The following is a 17,858-nucleotide window of genomic DNA, read 5'->3' as shown; positions in this document are numbered from 1 at the left end:
GCTTACCTCGCCTGGCGGTGGCCTCGCATGAGCCTGGCATGGCGGATTGCCCGCGCCGAATTGCGCGGCGGCTTGCGGGGGTTCTGGGTGTTCCTCGCCTGCCTTGCCTTGGGCGTTGCCGCGATTGCGGGCGTTGGCATGGTGCGGGCAGGGATTGAGGCGGGCCTGCGCGATCAGGGCGCGGTGTTGCTGGGCGGCGATGCGCAGGTGGAGTTCACCTATCGCTTCGCCACGCCGGAAGAACGCGCGTTTCTGGACAGTATCGCGCTGAAAACCTCGGAGATCGTCGATTTCCGCTCTATGGTCGTGGCGGGCGATGCGCATGTGCTGACGCAGGTGAAAGCGGTGGATGATGCTTATCCGCTGCTGGGCTCTGTGCAGCTTGAGGCGGGCGATCTCACCACCGCGCTGGCCGATAAAGGTGCTGTGATGGACGGCATTCTCGCCGACCAGGTCGGCCTGGCGATTGGCGACCGCTTCAAGCTTGGCGCGCAGGAGTTCACCCTGAAAGGCCGCATCCTGCGCGAACCTGACTCGGCGACAGGCGGCTTTGCCCTTGCCCCCCGCACCATTGTAAAAACCCAAGATCTTGCCCGATCGGGCCTGCTGGAACCCGGCACGTTGTTCGATTCCTCTTACCGCCTGCTGTTGCCCACAGGGGCGGACCTTGCCGCGCTGCAAGCCCAAGCCGAGGCGAAGTTCCGCGACTCTGGCCTGCGGTGGAGCGATAGCCGCAAGGCCGCGCCCGGTGTTGCCCGTTTTGTTGACCGCATCGGCGCGTTTCTGATCCTTGTTGGTCTGGCTGGTCTTGCGGTGGGTGGTGTCGGCGTTGCCGCAGCGGTGCGGTCGTATCTGGAGGCGAAAATCGCCACCATCGCCACCCTGCGCACTTTGGGCGCAACCGGCGGGCTGATCTTTCAGACCTACCTGTTGCAAATCGCCGTGCTGGTTGGCTTTGGCGTGGCGCTGGGCCTCCTGTTGGGCGTCGGCGCGCCGTTGGCGCTGGCGGCGCCGATCCAGTCGGCGCTGCCGTTTCCGGCGCAGATCGCGCTTTATCCGCGCCCGGTGATCGAGGCCGCATTCTACGGCGTCACCTCGGCCTTCCTGTTCGCGCTATGGCCTTTGGCACGCAGCGAGAAAATCCGCGCTGCGGCGCTCTATCGCGGCGGTCTGTCGGGCGGCTGGCCGCGTGCGCGCTATGCGCTGGCGATGCTGGCGCTGGCGGGGCTGCTGATCGGTGGGGCGGTCTGGCTTTCGGGCACCGCGTCACTGGCGCTGGGCACGGCGGGCGGAGTGATCGGGGCTTTGCTGGTGCTTGCCTGCGCGGCTTGGGGGCTGGCTCGGTTCGCCCGCTTGCTTGCGCGCCGCACCCGATCCGTCGCGATGCGGCTTGCGCTTGCGGCCATTGGCGCGCCGCGCGCGGAAACCACGCAAGTCGTCCTCGCCCTTGGTTTGGGTCTGACGGTGCTCGCCGCCGTCGGCCAGATCGACGCCAACCTGCGCGCCGCGATTGCCCGCGATCTGCCCACCCGCGCGCCCGCGTTCTTCTTCGTCGATATTCAGCCCGATCAGATCGACGGCTTCCGCACCCGTCTTGCTGCCAATCCCGCCGTCACCAAGGTTGAATCCGCGCCGATGTTGCGTGGCATCATCACCAAGATCAACGGGCAGGATGCGCGCAAGGTCGCGGGCGAGCATTGGGTGCTGGCGGGGGATCGCGGCATTACCTATGCCGCCACGCAACCCGCCGACACCAAGCTGACCGCAGGCGCATGGTGGCCCGCCGATTATCAGGGCGAGGCGCAAATCTCGTTTGCTGCCGAAGAGGCCAAGGAACTTGGCCTGAAACTCGGCGATCAGTTGACCTTGAACATCCTTGGCCGCGACATCGTGGCCAGCATCACCAGCCTGCGCGTGGTTGATTTCTCCAATGCTGGCATGGGGTTTGTGATGGTGCTGAACCCCGGCGCCGTGGCAGGCGCGCCGCATACCGATATCGCCACCGTCTACGCCGACCCGGCAGCCGAGGCCACTATCTTGCGCGACATCGCCAGCGCCTATCCCAACATCACCGCGATCTCGGTAAAAAACGCAATCACCCGCGTGACCGAGGCGCTGACCGCCATCGCCCAAGCCACCACCATCGCCGCCATGGCAACCTTACTGACTGGGTTCGTGGTGCTGATCGGCGCGGCGGCTTCGGGTGAGCGCGCCCGCGTCTATGAGGCAGCGGTGCTGAAGGTGATGGGGGCCTCGCGTGCGCGTATCCTGATCAGCTTTGCGCTGCGTGCGGCGCTGATGGGGGCGGCTGCGGGTGTAGTTGCCATTCTCGCAGGCGGCATCGCTGGTTGGGCAGTGATGCACTTTGTGATGGAAAGCCCCTACGCGTTCGAACCCGCTTCGGCATTCGGTATCGTGTTGGGCGGAATCGCTGCAACGCTACTCGCCAGCCTGATCTTTGTGCTACGCCCCTTGCGCCGACGCCCTGCACAGGTGTTGCGCACGCAGGAGTGATCGTGGAATTTTTATTCCAATAGGGGCTGCATCCCTTGCCGATTTCTGCCGAGAATATCGCCCACGCTGCGATTTCTCGGCAAAATACGATTGAATTTGCCCGTCAATGGAATATCAGTTCCGCAACTGCAATCCTGCCAGAGTGACCACGCAGCGGATTGCCCTTCAGGAGGATGACATGACAGTAAAATTCGGGCTTCTGGGCGCGGGCCGTATCGGCAAGGTCCATGCCAAGGCGGTGACGGGCGATGCCAATGCACAACTGGTGGCTGTGGCAGATGCTTTTCCCGCAGCGGCACAGGCCATCGCCGATCAGTACGGCTGCGAGGTGCGCAGCATTGACGCGATTTGTGCCGCCAAAGACATCGACGCCGTGGTGATCTGCACCCCGACCGACACCCACGCCGATCTGATCGAGCAATTTGTCAAAGCCGGTAAAGCCGTGTTCTGCGAAAAGCCGATTGACCTGTCGCTCGCCCGTGTCAAAGCCTGCCTTGAGGTCGTGCGCGCCCATAAAGGCACGCTGATGGTTGGCTTCAACCGCCGCTTTGACCCGCATTTCAAGGCCGTGCGTGCCGAGATCGACAGAGGCAGCATCGGAACCCCGGAGATGGCCGTGATCACCTCGCGCGATCCGGGTGCGCCGCCGGTGGAATATATCGGCCGCTCGGGCGGGATTTTCCGCGATATGACCATCCATGATTTCGACATGGCACGCTTCCTGCTGGGCGAAGAAATCGCCGAAGTCGTGGCCACCGCCGCCGTGCTGGTCGACCCGGCCATCGGTAAGGCGGGCGATTTTGACTCTGTTCAGGTGATGCTGAAAACCGCATCGGGCCGTCAGGCGGTGATCTCGAACTCGCGCCGCGCCACCTATGGCTATGATCAGCGCATCGAAGTGCATGGCTCTTTGGGGGCGGTTTCTGCTGAAAACCAGCGCCCGGTGTCGATCGAAGTCGCCACCGCCGCAGGCTACACCCGCCCGCCGCTGCATGATTTTTTCATGACCCGCTACATCGAAGCCTATGCCGCCGAGATCGCCACTTTCATCGCTGCACTGTCGGGCAAGGGCAAGGCAGAGCCGTCGGGCGAAGATGGCCTGATCGCGCTGGCCTTGGCCGACGCGGCGGTGAAATCGGTGGCCGAGGGCCGCGTGGTGAAAATGTCGGAAATTCTGTAACCACTCCGCCAAATTCAAAAGGGGGCGTGGCTCAAACCGCGCCCCCTTCTGCTTTCAGGCGACCCGCTGCATCGCCATGCCCAGCCGACCATAATCGACCGCCAGCAAGCCATTTGGCCAACGCACCAGCGCATCGGGGCGGATGTTGGCCACATCCTGCGCCATCACGCCTTCGAACACTTCCGGCATTCCTTTGTAGCGATAACGATAAATCGGCAGGCCATGTTTGCCCATCCGCAGCCAAGCGATGTCGGTCTTGATCCGCGCATCCGATGCCGAAACCGTGCCACCATCGCCGCCGCCAGAACTGGCCACGGCGGCGACCACCACCAGCAACAGCAGCAAAGGCACAATCACCCCGCCCGAGCTGGATGAGGTCTTGGTTTCGATCACGTCGGGGGTCATCACGGGTTCCGGCACGCCTCCGGCGAAGGCAGAACTGGAAAGCAAGGCAACGGCGGCAGTGCCGCCAAGAAGCAGACGTCGCATGGGTAAATCCTTGAGTTGCAATAACACTCAAAGGCTGCGCTTGCTCGCTGATTCTGTCAACGATTGCGCAGTTTTCAGGGGGCTGGCCCCGTGCGCAACTCCAACTCAATCATCCCAGGCGCGGGGCCCGCGGTGTCATCCTCTAACGCCATGGCACTGCGCGTGGTCTGGCCAAAACCCGCTTCGCCCAGTGCGGCAGAAAGGCTTGATCCGCCCAAAGATCGCGTGGTGTCTAGCGCATCCTGTGCCAGAAAGCTGAGATCCTCGACCGGTGATTGTGGAAGGGCAGGGGTCATCACCACGATCATCCGCTCATCCCCCAATACATCCGCGCCGATCTTGAACAGGCCCTTTTTCAGCGTGTCACCGGGTTGCAGACGGCCCGAAAACCAATGACTGATCGCATAATCCGCCGCGATATACAGCACATTGATATCAACGGGTTGGTCCATATTGTTGCGCGCCAAAATATGCACCTGATCATCCGGCACCAGGCGCGGAACCTCGGCGGGTTTGGCCACCTGAAGCGCGTTCTTGTTCTTGCCGGTCAGCAGCTCCACATCGACATTCAGGCTGCCAGCCCCCACCGCCGCCCCCAGCTTTTGCAGATTGATCGCGCGGGCCATCGTGGTCAGCGTATCGGCAAGGGTTTCTCCCAGCGCAGTCGCATCCTTGTCGGCGGTTGAAACCGAAGGCGTGGTGGCATAATCCGCCACCAGCCCACTGGCGGGCAGCACCCAGATCGCATCCGGGCGCGGGCTGTCCTTGATCACCGCCAACCGCAAATCGGCCTCGGCTCCTGCGGGCACATAGACCAGCCGAGGGCCAGAGGCCGCCTCCAACGCGCTCATCGCCGCCTCCAGTGCCGCGGTCGCGGGCGAATCCTGTTGGGAGGGCAGCGCCACCGTCAGGGTGAAATCCACGTCGCTGCCGATCTTGCGCAGCAAAAACCCTTTGGGCAGATCGGTGGGCAGCGGCTTGTCGCCCGCCACCGCCTGACCTTGCGCGGTGAATGTATCCACCGTGGTCAGCTTGACATAGCCTAGGGCCGCGTCATCGCCATCCGTCGCCTTGGCGATCACCGCCAGCACCGCGCCTCCGCTCAGACCATGCAAAGATCCGGCGGGGATGCTGAAAATGCCGTCCTCGACGCTGGCAGACCATTGCGCCACGCGGTCCTGTTTGGTGCCAGAAAACGCCACCCGGTCGAGATCGCCTTCAAACATCGGCGTCGTCGTGGCCAGCCGCTTGGTGGCATAAGACCGCAGCACTTCCTGCCCAATCTGGCCATAGCTCGCCCCCGGATTCTGCGCCAGCACCTCGAACAGAGTATAGGTGAACACCCCCTGCGGCACCCGCCCCGGCTTGCCTTTCGGCAGGTTTTTCTCGGGCGTTACCTCATTGGTTTGCGCCGCGAAGAACGCCACGAAACTGCCCATGCCGGGGGCTGCGGCTTCATCGAAAGGCGCCTCGACCTTCGGCAAGGCACGGGTGGAAACCTCCATCAATTCAGCCGGAATCCCCAATGCCTCGGGCGGCAATTCGCGCAGCCGCACGTCGTCTTCCTCCAGCGCCCGCGTCACCGTGCCGGAATGGCAACTGTCGAACACCGCCCAGATATCGGCCCCCTTGGCGCGCAGCCCGTCGATCATCGCGCCGATCTCATCATCGACCAGCGCGTTCTGCACCGTGCCGACCGCGTTTTCCCATGGCCCGATATCCGATGGCAGAAACGTCTCGTCCAGCCCGTCCAACTCAGTTTCAGGGTTCAAAGCGGGCGATTGCGAGCCGTGACCCGAGAAATGCAGGTAGACGAAATCCCCCGGTTGCACCCGCGCCGTCAGATCAGCCACCGCCGCGCGGATCGCCGCCAGCGTCGGTGGCTTGGCCCCCTCCACCCCGTCGGCCAGCATGATCACATCCTGCGGCGCAAACGGCACCGGGCTTTGCGTGGTCAGATAGGTCTGCACCAGCCGCACATCATTGGCGGGGCCTTTCAGCCAGTATTTCTGATCCAGATTCTTGTACTCTGCCGCGCCGATCAGCAGCGCATAATTCTCACGCGCAACGGCAGGAAGCGCCGCCAGCGCCAAGGCCGCCCCGATCCATCCCGCGCGCAATGTTGCTTTCAGTTTCATGGCATCAATTCGTTATCAAGGCATAGCCGGTATCCTGCGGCCCTGCGTTTTCCACCTGCACCACCACATCGCCCGCGGCCGCAGGCGTCCAGCCACAATAGGCGATGGGCGAGGGATTGGTATCGGCGCACACCACTTGGCCCGCGCTATCCAGCACCCGCAGGTTCAGATCGGTGTCCACCTTTGCCTCGACATAAATCTCAGCGTAATCGCCCGCCGCAAAACCCATGCCGGGGAAGCTGTCTATGCCGCCGCTGGCCAAAGTGCCAATCTGATACTTCGGCCCCGAGGCCACGCCCTTCACGCCTTCCGCCTTCACATCGGCAATCATCCCCAGCAAAGCGTCATCGCCTGCGGCCAAAGCCTCGGCCTGCGTCAGCATCGCTTCCCACTCCAGGGGAGCCTCGCCCGCACCCCGGAAGGTGATCTGTTTGCGCAACTTGGCTGCCGCGATCAGCAACACCGCATCCTCGGCCTGCATCCCGGTGGCGTAAAGTTGCGCCGACAGTTCTGCCAGCTTCACCCCCGAAGGCGGGGCGGCCAGCGCGGGCAGGGCGGTGATGGCAAACAGAAGTGACAGGCGCAGCATGGCGAACCCTTGGGTTAAGCGCGGCAGAAACCCACCGTCTGCGCAAAAGATGCAGGCCCGCACGGCCCCTGTAAAGTTCTGAAAATGCCCTGACAGCATTTGTCATGCGGGCTCAAGCCACCCGCAACTCTGTCATCATCCCGGTCGCCATATGGTACAGGTGGTGACAATGCAGATACCAACTGCCGGGTTTGTCCAGATCAACCGCCACCGTCACCATGCCACCCGGAGCCACCGCCACCACATCGCGGCGTGGCCCGCTGAACCGGCCCGCGCCGACATCGACGACCTGAAAGTGATGGCCGTGCAGATGCATCGGATGCATCATCACGCCCATGTTCATGAACATCAACTCCAGCCGATCACCCACTTTGGCGGCAATCGGCGTATCCTCGCCATGCACTTTGCCGTTGATGGTAAAGCGATAACCGGCTTCTTCGCCCAACATCAGATGCGCCATCTGACCGCTGCGTTCAGGCAGTGCCTGCACCGCCCGCAACCCGGCATCAAAGCGCGCATCAAGATGCGGCGCCTCAGCCTCGGCCATATCACCAAGCCGTTCCACCTGCGCGCCAGAGGTCGCCAGCACAATCCCGGTGCGCATCCGCGCGGCCTCTACCTGCGCGAAGATCGGAAATGCGCCGCCCTGCGGCGGGATCGTCAGCAACAGGTCCAGCCGCTGCCCCTGCGCCATCGGATAGGCCTTGGCCTTCAGGGGCGCGCAAGCATTGCCATCCACCGCGATCACCTGCGTCTCCAAAACCCCCGGATCAATCCAGAACGCCGTCGCCGTGCCTGCATTGATGATCCGCAAACGTATCCGCGCGCCTGCCTCAACCTCGACCACTTCAGGATCTGCCAAGGTGCGGTCGTTGGCGAGATAAGCATCGTATGTCACATCATTGGCATGAACCATCCCGCCCATATCCATCCCCGCCATACCGCCTGCGGAATGATCCATCCCGGCCATGCCGCCTGCGTGCATATCCGACCCGCCCAGTTCCGCCAGAATCTCGGCTGGCGCGCGAAAGCTGAAATCATGCAGCATGATCACATGCTCTTGCACATCGGGCGCATCCGCTTCGCGGCAGATCATCGGGGCGGCCATCAACTGTTGCTCGGCCAGTTGATGCGCGTGCATCCAATGCGTGCCGGGAGTCAGTTCGAAATCCATCCAATCCGCCGCCCCCGCAGCCAGTGCCCCGCCGCCGGTATAGGCCCGGTCCTGCCCCTCGGTGGCCATCACCTGGCCGTGCCAATGGGTGATGATATCCATGTCGGTGTCGTTCTGCATGCCAAGCTGAAACCGATCGCCCGCGCTGCCGTAAAACCCCAACTGGCCGTCATAACCGTTAAAGCCGTAAACCGTCGCGGCCCGTCCCAACACTTCGATCTGTCGGGTGCTGATGCTCATCTCCGCCACCTCGGCCCGCGCAGGCCGCGCCAGCGCTGCGAGGGGCAGAGCAGCGGCAGAGGTCAGAAAACGGCGGCGCGTCGGGCGGATCAGCATGACAGGACTCCTTGATTTGACCCAGCATAGCCCAAAACCCTGCCCCACGCGCGGCGGGAAATGCCGCAGCCCGGTTCACATCTTCGCGGGCACCTAAACGTCCGACCCAACGCCCTTCCCCTCATCCTCTGCGCGCAGTTATCCCGGGGGCGAGCCCGCAAGGGCGAGGGCGCTGGCCCCCCTCTGCAAAGCCCAAAGCCATGACAGCCTTTGTCACGGGCGATCCCGACGCATCCGCGATAGCTTTGCCGCCAAGACCTAACCCGAGGATATTCATGCGCATTTGCCTCACCACCTTCCGCCGCGCGATCTGCGCCTTTCTGCTTCTCGCCGTCCCAGCCCAAGCCGCAGATGCGCCGATGTTGGAAACCGCGATGGCCAAAGTCTTCACCGTCCACAGCGCCGATTCCGAAGACCGCTTTCTCGGCTCGGCCTTCCTGTGGGGCGATGGCACCGTGGCGATCAGCAATGCGCATGTGGTGGGGGCGGCGCAAGAAGTCCGTCTGACCGATGCCGCAGGGCAGCAGCAGATCGGCCGGGTGATTGCCGCCGACCCCAGCCGCGATGTCGCGGTGATCGCGGTCACGTCGGGGGGGCAGGGCGGCCTGATCCCCGCCGCCACCCCGCCGCAGCTTGGGGCCGAGGTTTGGGCCTTGGGCGCGCCGATGGATGTTGAATTCAGCGTCACAGCGGGCCGGGTCTCGGGCCTGGACCGTCAGGTTGAACCCGCTTCGCCGATCCGCATGATCCAGCATGATGCCGCCCTCAATCCCGGCTCGTCCGGCGGGCCGCTGGTGGATGCCACGGGCGCGCTGGTCGGGATGAATTCCCAGATCGCCGACGGCAGCCGCATGTTCATCGGCATCGCCTATGCCATCCCGGCCCGCGATCTGGCGCGAATCGTGCAGGGCTTGATCGCCGAGACCTTGCCACCACTGCCGCAGCTTGGCCTGACCGCCCGCCCGGTGTCGCGGCAACTGGCCGAGGCGCTGGGCATCGCCGCCACCGGCCTGCTGGTTGATGCAATCACCCCTGCCAGCCTTGCCGAAACCGCAGGCCTCTGCCCTGGCGATGTGATTCTGGCGCTGAACGGCGCGGCCATCGCCAAGCCCGGCGATCTGGCCTTCGCGCTTGAAGCGGCGCAACAGCAAGGCCAGCTTGACCTGACCGTTCTGCGCGGCGGTGCGGTGGTGATTCTTATGGCCGACATCGCCACCGTAGATTCCCCCCTGACACTGCGTGACATTTCCAACCCGCAGCGGCGCAAGGAATATACCCTGCAAGACCTTGGCCTGACGCTGAACGGCGCCCGGATCACCGCAGTCCGCGCCAACTCGCCCGCGCTGTCCGCAGGCCTGACCGCCACCGAGACCATCTTGCAGATCGACGGCCAAGCCCCGCAGTCCCAAGCCACCGAAAGCTTTGCTCAGCCGGTGCTGTTGCTGGTCCAAGGTGCAACCGGCACCCGGCATGTGCTGATCGACCCATGGGCTACGGGAAAATCGCTTCACCCCGTCGGCGGCGCGAATGTGCTTGACCGCGACGTGGTGGTGTTCTGACATCTGCCAAAGCGAAGGAACCGCCATGACCGACCGTATCCTGATCATCGAGGATGATCCCGAGATCGCCCAATCCATCGCCGACGAGGTGCAGGCACTGGGCTGCTCTGCCACCATCGCCTCCACCCTGCCCGAAGGTATCACCCTTTCCGTGCAAGACTTCCGTGTCATCGTGCTGGATCGGATGCTGCCCGGTGGTGACGGGGTTGAGGCCATCGCGAAGATGCGCAGCCTCGGCGCGCAGGGGATGATTCTGGTGCTGTCCGCTTTGGGCCGCGCCGCAAACCGGGTTGAGGGGCTGGAGAAAGGTGCCGATGATTACCTGCCCAAACCGTTCGAGCCAGAAGAACTCCGCGCCCGCCTGCGCGCCCTGCTGCGCCGCGCGACGATGCAGGGGCAGGACAATGACCTGCTGGTGTTCGGACAGCTTGAAATCCGCATGAAGGCCCGCACCGTTCACGTCAACCGCGTACATGTCGCGGTCTCGCCGAAGGAATTTGAGCTGATCACCTATTTCGCCCAGAACGCCGGACAGGTGGTGACGCGGATGCAACTGCTGGAGAACGTCTGGAAACTGCATTTTGACCCAGGCACCAATGTCGTCGATGTCCATGTCGGCCGCCTGCGCCGCAAGCTGGAAGACGCCGGATCGCAAGCCATCCAGACTGCGCGCGGCGAGGGTTATGTGTTTGCCCCACTTCCCGCGCCATGATCGCACGCTCCACCCTGAAACTGGCCGCCACCATGGCACTGGCCATTAGTCTGCTGTCGTTGCTGGCGATGGGTCTGCAATACCGCCTTGTCGAATCCCGACTGACCGAGGCCACAAAGGCCGCGCTTAGTGCCGATCTGGCAGGCTATGCTGCACTTTACCAACAACGCCGCATCATTGCCCTGCGCCAAGCCATCACCGACCGCACAACCACCGGCGGCGAGTTGTTGCTGCTGCAAGACCGCAACGGTAAGCGGCTGGCTGGCACCGAAACCGCATGGCCCGCCAACATCGAAGCCCGCGACCCGACCGCGACCTATGCCGATTTCTCGACCGATGCCGCGCAGCGCTTCACCGCCAACGGCACGACATGGTTGGGCGTTGCGCGCATCCTGCCCGGCGGCTTTCCGTTGTTGGTCGCCCGCTCGCTTGAACCCGTCGAGGCCACCCTTGCCAGTTTGCGCAAAGGTATGGCCACCCTCAGCCTGATCCTGATTGCCGCGGGCGCCATCATAGGCACGCTCGCCGCCAAATCGGTGATGGCCCGCATCACCCGGCTCAATAGTCTTGCCGATCAGGTCGCCACCGGAGACCTTGCCGCCCGCCTTCCCGGCCCGCGCAGTCCTGACGAGTTTGGCCTGCTGGAAACGCATGTCCACGCCATGCTGGACCGGATCGAAAACCTCAACCGCGCCACGCACCGCCTGTCGGACACCATCGCGCACGAACTTCGCACGCCCTTGAACCGGATGCTGCAAAAGCTGGCGCAGATCGAAGGCCAACCCGCCCTGACCGACGATCTGCGTGCCGAGATGCGCAACGCCATCCGGGTGTTCGACTCGCTGCTCGATATCTCTCGCGCCGAGGCCGATCAGGGCAATGGCGGCGGGTTACTTCCCGTTGATCTGTCTGCCGTGGCGGGCGAAGTCTGGGATCTTTACGAGCCACTGGCGGAAGACAAGGGCCTAATCTGCACCCTGAACACCACGCCCGATCTGCATATATTGGGCGACCGCAATCTGATTGCCCAGATGCTGGCCAATCTGATCGACAACGCCATCAAATACTGCGGCCCCGGGGATAGCCTGACGCTGACGCTGACCGAAACGCCCGACCACCATCGCCTGACCCTGTCTGATACCGGCCCCGGCTTGCCGCCCGATCTGCGCGACGCGGCATTTGATCGCTTTACCCGCGCCCCGCGCGACCAGGAACGTGGCATCAAAGGTCATGGTCTGGGCCTTGCCCTTGTGCGCGCCATCGCCGCGCGCCACGGCGCCAAACTGATGCTGCCAGAGGTGGACAAGGGCCTGACGATCGAGACCCTGTGGCCAAAGCTGATCAGCTAACCCCCTTGCGTGGCACGAAATGTTCTAACCCTAGGCTCACCTCAACTGGCGCATTGCCCGCCCATTGCAGCAACGCATCCAGCGCGGGGCACAAGGATTGCCCCCATGCCGTCAGGCCATATTCCACCTTCGGCGGCACCTGATGATGCACCAGCCGCGATACGATGCCGTCCGCCTCCATCTGGCGCAACTGCTGGATCAGCATCTTCTGCGAGATCGAGGGGATCGCCCGCTCTAACTCTGAAAACCGCAGCAATTTACCGCCGAACAACTGGAACAGGATCACCAGTTTCCAGCGGCCCTCCAGCATCCGAATGACCGTTTCAACCCCTACCGCCGCCGACAGCGCATCGGGCGATTTGGTGGCAGCTTCATCGGGCATACCTGCAGGTAAGTACCCTACTTTTTCGTGTGTTCTTCCCATAATCAACAGCTAATGCGATAACGCCCCTATTGCAACAACCGCGTCATTCCACGACGCAAAGGATGCCAAAATGATCGCACTCCCCCCCGCTCTTGTGACCTATTTTGCCGCGACCAATGACCCCACGCGGCAATCGTTCGACACCTGCTTTGCCGAACATGCCGTGGTGCAGGACGAGGCGCAGACCCATCGCGGTCTTGCCGACATCAAGGCCTGGCACATCGCCGCCAATGCCCCGGTCAGCGAAGTTCTGCCCCTGTCTTTGCGCGAAAATGCTGGGCGCAGCGTTGTTACGGCCAAGGTTTCCGGCAGCTTCAAAGGCAGCCCTGTGACGCTTGATTTCAGTTTCGCGCTGAATGCTGGCCTGATCACAGAATTGGAGATCAACTGATGTCTGGATGGATTGATCTTGCTGGCCAGCGCGCCTTGGTGACTGGCGGCAGCAAGGGCGTTGGGCAGGCGGTTGTTGCGGCGCTGCGTGCAGGCGGTGCCAAAGTGATGACCAGCGCGCGCAGTCGGCCAGATGATTTGCCCGCCGATGTCGCCTTTTGCGCGGCAGACCTGTCGAGTGCCGAGGGATGCGCGGCGCTGGCCGATGCCGCACGCGAAACTATGGATGGTGTAGATATTCTGGTGAATGTGGTGGGCGGCTCTACGTCACCGGGCGGCGGATTTGGTGTATTGACCGATGATCTGTGGGCGCGTGAGATCAATCAGAACCTGATGGCGGCGGTGCGACTGGATCGCGCATTGGTGCCGGGCATGGTTGCGCGCGGTGCGGGTGTGGTGATCCACGTCACCTCGATCCAATCGCAACTGCCGCTGCCGGAATCCACCATCGCCTATGCCGCAGCCAAGGCCGCGCTTTCAGCTTACAGCAAGGCACTTTCGAAAGAGGTGACGCCAAAGGGGGTTCGGGTGATGCGGGTTTCACCGGGGTGGATTGAAACCGAAGCTTCGGTGGCGCTGGCCGAGCGTTTGGCAGAGCAGGCGGGCACAGATTTCGCAGGCGGTAAAAAGATCATCATGGATAGCTTGGGCGGCATCCCATTGGGGCGACCTGCCAAACCGCAGGAAGTGGCCGATTTGATCGCCTTTCTGGCCTCTCCCCGCGCCGCGTCCATCACGGGCACCGAGTTTGTGATTGATGGCGGCACCATCCCGACGGTCTGATGGCCCCTTGCCATGGTGCGTGATCATGGTTTGCAAACACGGTCCCAACTCGGGGCCGTGTTTTCAGGGGTTTTCGTTGATCACCTGATCCAGCCAAGGCACGAATTCTGCGGTTTTTGTATAGGCTGAAAACAGCGCCTTTTCCTCGCAGCCTTCCCCGGTTTTTGCCGTCAGCCCCCAGCTTACGATCCCGGCCTGAATGTAAGTGCCATCCTCGAGCGGCACCACGAGCGGCCCGCCGCTGTCACCCGAACAAGCGGTCTTGCCGCCCTCGAACGTGCCGGAACACAGCATATTCTCGCTCATCGGCGGCGGAGCCTTTCCCACCAGTTCATCCCAGATCTGATAGGCATCCTCGTCGCGCAGGCTGAGGATGCCTGCCGCATAGCCAAACCCCTCGGCCGCCGCATCGGTGCGTGCGGCCATCAGGGATTGATTGCACAGGCCGCGGTCCAGCATCTGAATTTCGGTCTCATGCAGTGCGTCGGGGTGGCCGCCGCCTTCAACCAGCCCCCAGCCAGTCACCACCGTGATCACCCCCGGCTGATCCAACTCATCACCAAAGGCCGCATCCGGCACCTTGATCACCTCATGTGGCAAGCGCGGCGCGCGGGCGAGTTTCAGCAGGGCGATATCGAAATCAAAGGCGGTGCCAACATAATCCGGGTGGCGGAACACCTGCTTGACGGCAATCACCTCGCCTTTGCCGGGTGCGATGATGTTGCTGCCGACCAGCACCGATATTTCTTTCGGGTTCAGATCGCCCCAGTTGCCCGCAGCGTCTTGCATGTGAACGCAATGTGCCGCTGTCAGCACCCAATCGTCCATGATCAGGCTGCCGCCGCAGAACTGTGCATCCGGGCCCACAGGCGCGCCACCCACCAGCAGCGCGACCTGCCAGGGCCATGCGCCTTTTTCCGAGACCTTGCCGCCCAGAACCTTGCCCCCGGTTGCGGCCTTCGCCTGATATGCCGCCTTGCCACCGCTTTTCGCCCAATCAAAGGCCGAGGGCTGGCCTTGTTTGAAATCCGGTTTGACCTCGGCTGCGACGGGCAGGGCCATCAGCAGGCAAAGCAGAGTTGCGGCAATTTTCATCAGTTTTCTCCCTGTGGCATGGGGCGGATCCGCACGGTTTGGCGGATCATCAGCAATGGCGGCGGTTTGGTGGAAAAGCTGCGGGTGGCGGTATCGGCATCAAGCCGGTTGGAAAACCAATCCCCCGCACCACGCGTGGCGGCTGGATCGGCGAGCAAGGTAAGATCAACCCGCGCCGCCCCCGGATCAACCGGGACCGCCAGCACAAGGATATCTTCATCCGCAGGTGGCGAGTCTGGGTCGATCTGAAAGCCTGCGCGCCCGCTTTCGCCAGCGGCAAGCCGGTTGGACAGGCCGCGCTGTGGCCATAGCGGGGTTATGCTGAAATCGGCGTTGAAATACAGGATCGACACATCCAGATCGCGGCCCGAGGTGTTTTGGAAGCCAAGCCAAAGCTGATCGCAGGGTTGCACGGTTTGGGCCGGATCAACGGGCTGCGCGGGGCCGGGATCACTACATTCGGGCGCGGCTTTGTGCTGCCAATCCAGTTGTAGCGGCGGCTGCGCCGTCAGGCTGCGGGCCGCGACAGTGGTGAACAGGTGGCGCAGGCGCAGGCTGTGGGAAGCGGCATCCAAGCTGCGCTGCAGGGCAAGTTCTGCTGTCTCGCCTGCCTCAGGCGTGATGCGCGGGGTGGAGTGGGGGCCTTGGGGGTCAAGCGCGCCGTCGGGGCCTGCGAGTGCGATCGTGCCGTCGGTCAGGATGGGGGTCAGATCGCTGGGGCCAGCGCCTGTGCCAATGGCTGCGAAAGCGGCCTGCCAAGCGGAATAATCGTAGCCGTCGCCGGGATTGGCGATCAGGGGCGCGGCGAGGTGCAGGGCTGGTGGGGCCGCGGGTTGATCCAGCTCGGCCCAGGCGGTTGTGACGGTGTTTGAGGGCAGCGGGCTGCTGCGGGCATCGACTTTTGCCAAGGTCACTTGCGCCAGTGCCGCGCCACCTTCGGCGGATGGATACAGCGAGAAGCGGTCGCCGGGGTTCAGGCCTTGCAGAAGGCCTGCCTGGATCACGCCATCCTTCACCAGAAAACGCTGCGGTGCTGGGGTGCCGAAAAGATCGGTGGCAAGCATCGGGCCTTCGCCATCGGGCATTTGCGGGGTGGTGCCTTGCTGCATCGTGGCGGTGGTTGCGGCCAGGATTTGCGCCCAGGGTGCTGTGGCGCTGGTGCGCAGCACTTCGGCGAGTTGGCGGGTGAAGGCGCCTTGCCAGAGGCCGGTGTCACCAACGGGGTATTCGAACGAGCGTTGATCGGATTGCGAGGAGTAGAGGAACACGAAATCGCCGTGCAAAGGTGGCGTGTCTGGCGCGATGGTGTCTAGCGCGATGGTGCTGGGGGCGAGGCTATCGGGGATGTTCAGATCCTGCGGTGCCAGACCGCGCACGACGGCGCTTTGGCTGGGCAGGGCGCGAAAGCCGGTGTCGGAATGGCAGGCGTCGATCAGGCCTATCAGCTTGACCCCACGCGACAGCATGGGTTGCGCCCAAGCGTAAAGCTCATCGTCGGTCAGAGCGTTTTCTACAGCACCAACTTGGCCTTTCCAGCCTGCGGCGTCGGCTGGCAGGAAAATCTCGTCATAGCCGCCGCCTTCGTCGCCGTTTTGATCGGGGGCCTGCGCGCCGTGGCCGGAGAAATAGAACACCACCGTGTCATTCGGCTGCGCGCGGGCGGCGGTTTGGGTGAGGGCCGCCATGATCTCGGCTTTGGTGGGCGCGGCGGTTTTGACGCCAGCGGGCAGGGCTGTGGTATCTGACGTCAGTACCGTGATTTCCGAGGGCGCAATTCCGCGGGCGACCAACACCTCGGCCATCAGGCGGACGTCGTTGGCGGGGCCTTTCAGGTCGGCATCCAGCGTCAGATAATCGCTGACCCCGATCAACACCGCGCGCAACTCTGCCTTGGCTGGGAGCGGCAGCGCGGCCAGCAGAAGGAAAATCGTGGCGGATCGAAATATCTGCAACATCGGCGCAGAATACCCCGGATGTGGCACCGGGCAAGCGATCTTGCGGGGGTGACGAAAGATGTCATGCGCTGGATCGGGCTTTGACATTCGCGGCGGGCGTGATTTGCTGGCGCCAAACGGGAGGATGCGATGCGGGTTTTGATCACGGGTGCGGCGGGGATGATCGGGCGCAAGCTGACGGCGGCTTTGCTGGCGCGCGGGGCTTTGGGTGGCAAGCCGATCAGCCAGATAATCCTGCATGATGTGGTGGCGACAGAGGTGGCAGCGCCGCATCTGGCTGTGGTGGGGGATTTGGCGGCACCGGGGGCGGCGGTGGCGTTGATCGCGCATCGGCCAGAGGTGATTTTTCATCTGGCCGGTGTGGTCTCGGGCGAGGCCGAGGCGAATTTCGATCTGGGCTACCGGGTGAATGTAGATGGCACGCGGGCGTTGTTCGAGGCGATCCGGGCGGCGGGTTATGCGCCGCGCATGATCTATGCCTCGACCACGGCAGTGTTTGGCGGGCCGTTCCCGGAGGAGATTCCCGACGATTTTGCGCCCACGCCACATTCGTCTTACGGGGTGCAAAAGCTGATCGGCGAGGCGCTGTTGGCGGATTATACTCGGCGCGGGTTTATGGATGGCATCGGGCTGCGGCTGCCGACAATCTGCGTGCGGCCCGGGAAGGCCAATCGGGCGGCGTCGAGCTTTTTCTCGGGCATCATCCGCGAGCCGTTGAACGGATTGCCCGCCGATTTGCCGGTGGCGCGCGACTGGCTGCACACGATGGCCAGCCCACGCGCGGCGGTGGGATTCTTTCTGCACGCCGCAGAGATGGATCTGGGCGCGGTGGGGCCGCGGCGCAATCTGACGCTGCCGGGTGTTGCGGTGACGGTGGCCGAGCAGATCGCCGCGCTGACGCGGGCGGCGGGGGCGGAGGTGGCGGGGTTGATCCGCGATGTGCCGGACCCGGCGGTTTGGGCGATTGTGCAGACCTGGCCGCGCCGCTTTGCCGCCAGCCGGGCGCGGGCCTTAGGGTTTCGGGCCGAGGACAGTTTTGACCAGATCGTGCAGGCCTATATCGAGGATGATCTGCGCAAGGGCTGAGGCGGGGAGGCGCGATGCGTTTCCTGTTTCCGCCCGAAGGCGGGCGCGGGCAAGCCGGGGGCTGGCCCCCGGACCCCCAGAGTAT

Annotated in this window: 15 protein-coding genes; 8 read left to right on the top strand and 7 right to left on the bottom strand. The window is 63.6% G+C overall.

Features of this window, described 5'->3' with window-relative positions:
* Positions 1 to 27 precede the first annotated feature (27 nt).
* Both ACFOGH_RS10200 and iolG read left to right on the top strand, forming a co-directional pair.
* Entirely contained in the window at positions 28 to 2,514 is a 2,487-nt protein-coding gene (locus ACFOGH_RS10200; protein ID WP_380072965.1) for an ABC transporter permease, read from the top strand.
* Positions 2,515 to 2,692: 178 nt separating this feature from the next.
* A complete protein-coding gene (iolG, locus tag ACFOGH_RS10195; protein WP_380072964.1) occupies positions 2,693 to 3,694 on the top strand; it encodes an inositol 2-dehydrogenase in 1,002 nt (333 codons plus the stop codon).
* A gap of 54 nt (positions 3,695 to 3,748) precedes the next feature.
* Here iolG and ACFOGH_RS10190 read toward each other — a convergent pair whose 3' ends face one another.
* The 4 genes from ACFOGH_RS10190 to ACFOGH_RS10175 form a co-directional block, all read right to left on the bottom strand.
* Positions 3,749 to 4,183: a tail fiber domain-containing protein gene (locus ACFOGH_RS10190; RefSeq protein ID WP_380072963.1), complete on the bottom strand. Its 435-nt coding sequence runs from the start codon at positions 4,181 to 4,183 to the stop codon at positions 3,749 to 3,751.
* Between the two features lie 74 nt (positions 4,184 to 4,257).
* Positions 4,258 to 6,321: a caspase family protein gene (locus tag ACFOGH_RS10185; protein WP_380072962.1), complete on the bottom strand. Its 2,064-nt coding sequence runs from the start codon at positions 6,319 to 6,321 to the stop codon at positions 4,258 to 4,260.
* Positions 6,322 to 6,325: 4 nt separating this feature from the next.
* A complete protein-coding gene (locus tag ACFOGH_RS10180; RefSeq protein WP_380072961.1) occupies positions 6,326 to 6,910 on the bottom strand; it encodes a hypothetical protein in 585 nt (194 codons plus the stop codon).
* A gap of 112 nt (positions 6,911 to 7,022) precedes the next feature.
* A complete protein-coding gene (locus ACFOGH_RS10175) occupies positions 7,023 to 8,420 on the bottom strand; it encodes a multicopper oxidase family protein (RefSeq protein ID WP_380072960.1) in 1,398 nt (465 codons plus the stop codon).
* A 200-nt stretch (positions 8,421 to 8,620) separates the two neighbouring features.
* Between ACFOGH_RS10175 and ACFOGH_RS10170 the strand changes: the two genes are divergently transcribed.
* From ACFOGH_RS10170 to ACFOGH_RS10160, 3 genes are read left to right on the top strand one after another with little or no spacing between them, the layout of a single operon-like run.
* Positions 8,621 to 9,979, top strand: a complete 1,359-nt coding sequence (locus tag ACFOGH_RS10170; RefSeq protein ID WP_380072959.1) for a S1C family serine protease — start codon at positions 8,621 to 8,623, stop codon at positions 9,977 to 9,979.
* A 25-nt stretch (positions 9,980 to 10,004) separates the two neighbouring features.
* Complete coding sequence (locus ACFOGH_RS10165; protein WP_380072958.1) at positions 10,005 to 10,691, top strand: response regulator transcription factor; 687 nt, start codon at positions 10,005 to 10,007, stop codon at positions 10,689 to 10,691.
* Positions 10,688 to 12,040 carry a HAMP domain-containing sensor histidine kinase gene (locus ACFOGH_RS10160; protein ID WP_380072957.1) on the top strand — a complete coding sequence of 451 codons (1,353 nt, stop codon included), beginning with the start codon at positions 10,688 to 10,690 and terminating at the stop codon, positions 12,038 to 12,040. Before ACFOGH_RS10165 ends, ACFOGH_RS10160 begins: the two co-directional genes overlap by 4 nt.
* Here ACFOGH_RS10160 and ACFOGH_RS10155 read toward each other — a convergent pair.
* Entirely contained in the window at positions 12,033 to 12,422 is a 390-nt protein-coding gene (locus tag ACFOGH_RS10155; protein ID WP_380072956.1) for a winged helix-turn-helix transcriptional regulator, read from the bottom strand. The two genes, ACFOGH_RS10160 and ACFOGH_RS10155, sit on opposite strands and share 8 nt — an antisense overlap.
* A 112-nt stretch (positions 12,423 to 12,534) precedes the next feature.
* On the opposite strand from ACFOGH_RS10155, the gene ACFOGH_RS10150 reads away from it, so the two are divergent.
* Both ACFOGH_RS10150 and ACFOGH_RS10145 read left to right on the top strand, forming a co-directional pair.
* On the top strand, positions 12,535 to 12,855 hold the full coding sequence (locus ACFOGH_RS10150) for a nuclear transport factor 2 family protein (RefSeq protein WP_380072955.1): 321 nt from the start codon (positions 12,535 to 12,537) through the stop codon (positions 12,853 to 12,855).
* Positions 12,855 to 13,637, top strand: coding sequence for an SDR family oxidoreductase (locus ACFOGH_RS10145; protein WP_380072954.1), 783 nt, complete (start codon positions 12,855 to 12,857; stop codon positions 13,635 to 13,637). Before ACFOGH_RS10150 ends, ACFOGH_RS10145 begins: the two co-directional genes overlap by 1 nt.
* Before the next feature lie 63 nt (positions 13,638 to 13,700).
* Here the strand turns inward: ACFOGH_RS10145 and ACFOGH_RS10140 are convergent, their stop codons facing one another.
* Both ACFOGH_RS10140 and ACFOGH_RS10135 read right to left on the bottom strand, forming a co-directional pair.
* Positions 13,701 to 14,732, bottom strand: a complete 1,032-nt coding sequence (locus ACFOGH_RS10140) for a S1 family serine peptidase (RefSeq protein WP_380072953.1) — start codon at positions 14,730 to 14,732, stop codon at positions 13,701 to 13,703.
* Positions 14,732 to 16,687: a caspase family protein gene (locus ACFOGH_RS10135; protein WP_380072952.1), complete on the bottom strand. Its 1,956-nt coding sequence runs from the start codon at positions 16,685 to 16,687 to the stop codon at positions 14,732 to 14,734. The genes ACFOGH_RS10140 and ACFOGH_RS10135 overlap by 1 nt, the downstream gene beginning before the upstream one ends.
* Positions 16,688 to 16,816: 129 nt before the next feature.
* Between ACFOGH_RS10135 and denD the strand changes: the two genes are divergently transcribed.
* Complete coding sequence (gene denD / locus ACFOGH_RS10130) at positions 16,817 to 17,773, top strand: D-erythronate dehydrogenase (RefSeq protein ID WP_380072951.1); 957 nt, start codon at positions 16,817 to 16,819, stop codon at positions 17,771 to 17,773.
* Positions 17,774 to 17,858: the final 85 nt, after the last annotated feature.

This window comes from Cypionkella sinensis (assembly GCF_042646385.1).
GTDB classification, from domain to species: Bacteria; Pseudomonadota; Alphaproteobacteria; order Rhodobacterales; family Rhodobacteraceae; genus Cypionkella; species Cypionkella sinensis.
The sequence above is the reverse complement of the archived record's forward strand: the minus strand, read 5'-3'. Positions and strand labels throughout refer to the sequence as shown.

Excerpts from the sequence above, each read along its gene's own strand:
- ACFOGH_RS10200 (WP_380072965.1), top strand. The coding sequence starts at position 28 with ATGAGCCTGGCATGGCGGATTGCCCGCGCCGAATTGCGCGGCGGCTTG.
- iolG (WP_380072964.1), top strand. The coding sequence starts at position 2,693 with ATGACAGTAAAATTCGGGCTTCTGGGCGCGGGCCGTATCGGCAAGGTC.
- ACFOGH_RS10190 (WP_380072963.1), bottom strand. The coding sequence starts at position 4,183 with ATGCGACGTCTGCTTCTTGGCGGCACTGCCGCCGTTGCCTTGCTTTCC.
- ACFOGH_RS10185 (WP_380072962.1), bottom strand. The coding sequence starts at position 6,321 with ATGAAACTGAAAGCAACATTGCGCGCGGGATGGATCGGGGCGGCCTTG.
- ACFOGH_RS10180 (WP_380072961.1), bottom strand. The coding sequence starts at position 6,910 with ATGCTGCGCCTGTCACTTCTGTTTGCCATCACCGCCCTGCCCGCGCTG.
- ACFOGH_RS10175 (WP_380072960.1), bottom strand. The coding sequence starts at position 8,420 with ATGCTGATCCGCCCGACGCGCCGCCGTTTTCTGACCTCTGCCGCTGCT.
- ACFOGH_RS10170 (WP_380072959.1), top strand. The coding sequence starts at position 8,621 with ATGACAGCCTTTGTCACGGGCGATCCCGACGCATCCGCGATAGCTTTG.
- ACFOGH_RS10165 (WP_380072958.1), top strand. The coding sequence starts at position 10,005 with ATGACCGACCGTATCCTGATCATCGAGGATGATCCCGAGATCGCCCAA.
- ACFOGH_RS10160 (WP_380072957.1), top strand. The coding sequence starts at position 10,688 with ATGATCGCACGCTCCACCCTGAAACTGGCCGCCACCATGGCACTGGCC.
- ACFOGH_RS10155 (WP_380072956.1), bottom strand. The coding sequence starts at position 12,422 with ATGCCCGATGAAGCTGCCACCAAATCGCCCGATGCGCTGTCGGCGGCG.
- ACFOGH_RS10150 (WP_380072955.1), top strand. The coding sequence starts at position 12,535 with ATGATCGCACTCCCCCCCGCTCTTGTGACCTATTTTGCCGCGACCAAT.
- ACFOGH_RS10145 (WP_380072954.1), top strand. The coding sequence starts at position 12,855 with ATGTCTGGATGGATTGATCTTGCTGGCCAGCGCGCCTTGGTGACTGGC.
- ACFOGH_RS10140 (WP_380072953.1), bottom strand. The coding sequence starts at position 14,732 with ATGAAAATTGCCGCAACTCTGCTTTGCCTGCTGATGGCCCTGCCCGTC.
- ACFOGH_RS10135 (WP_380072952.1), bottom strand. The coding sequence starts at position 16,687 with ATGTTGCAGATATTTCGATCCGCCACGATTTTCCTTCTGCTGGCCGCG.
- denD (WP_380072951.1), top strand. The coding sequence starts at position 16,817 with ATGCGGGTTTTGATCACGGGTGCGGCGGGGATGATCGGGCGCAAGCTG.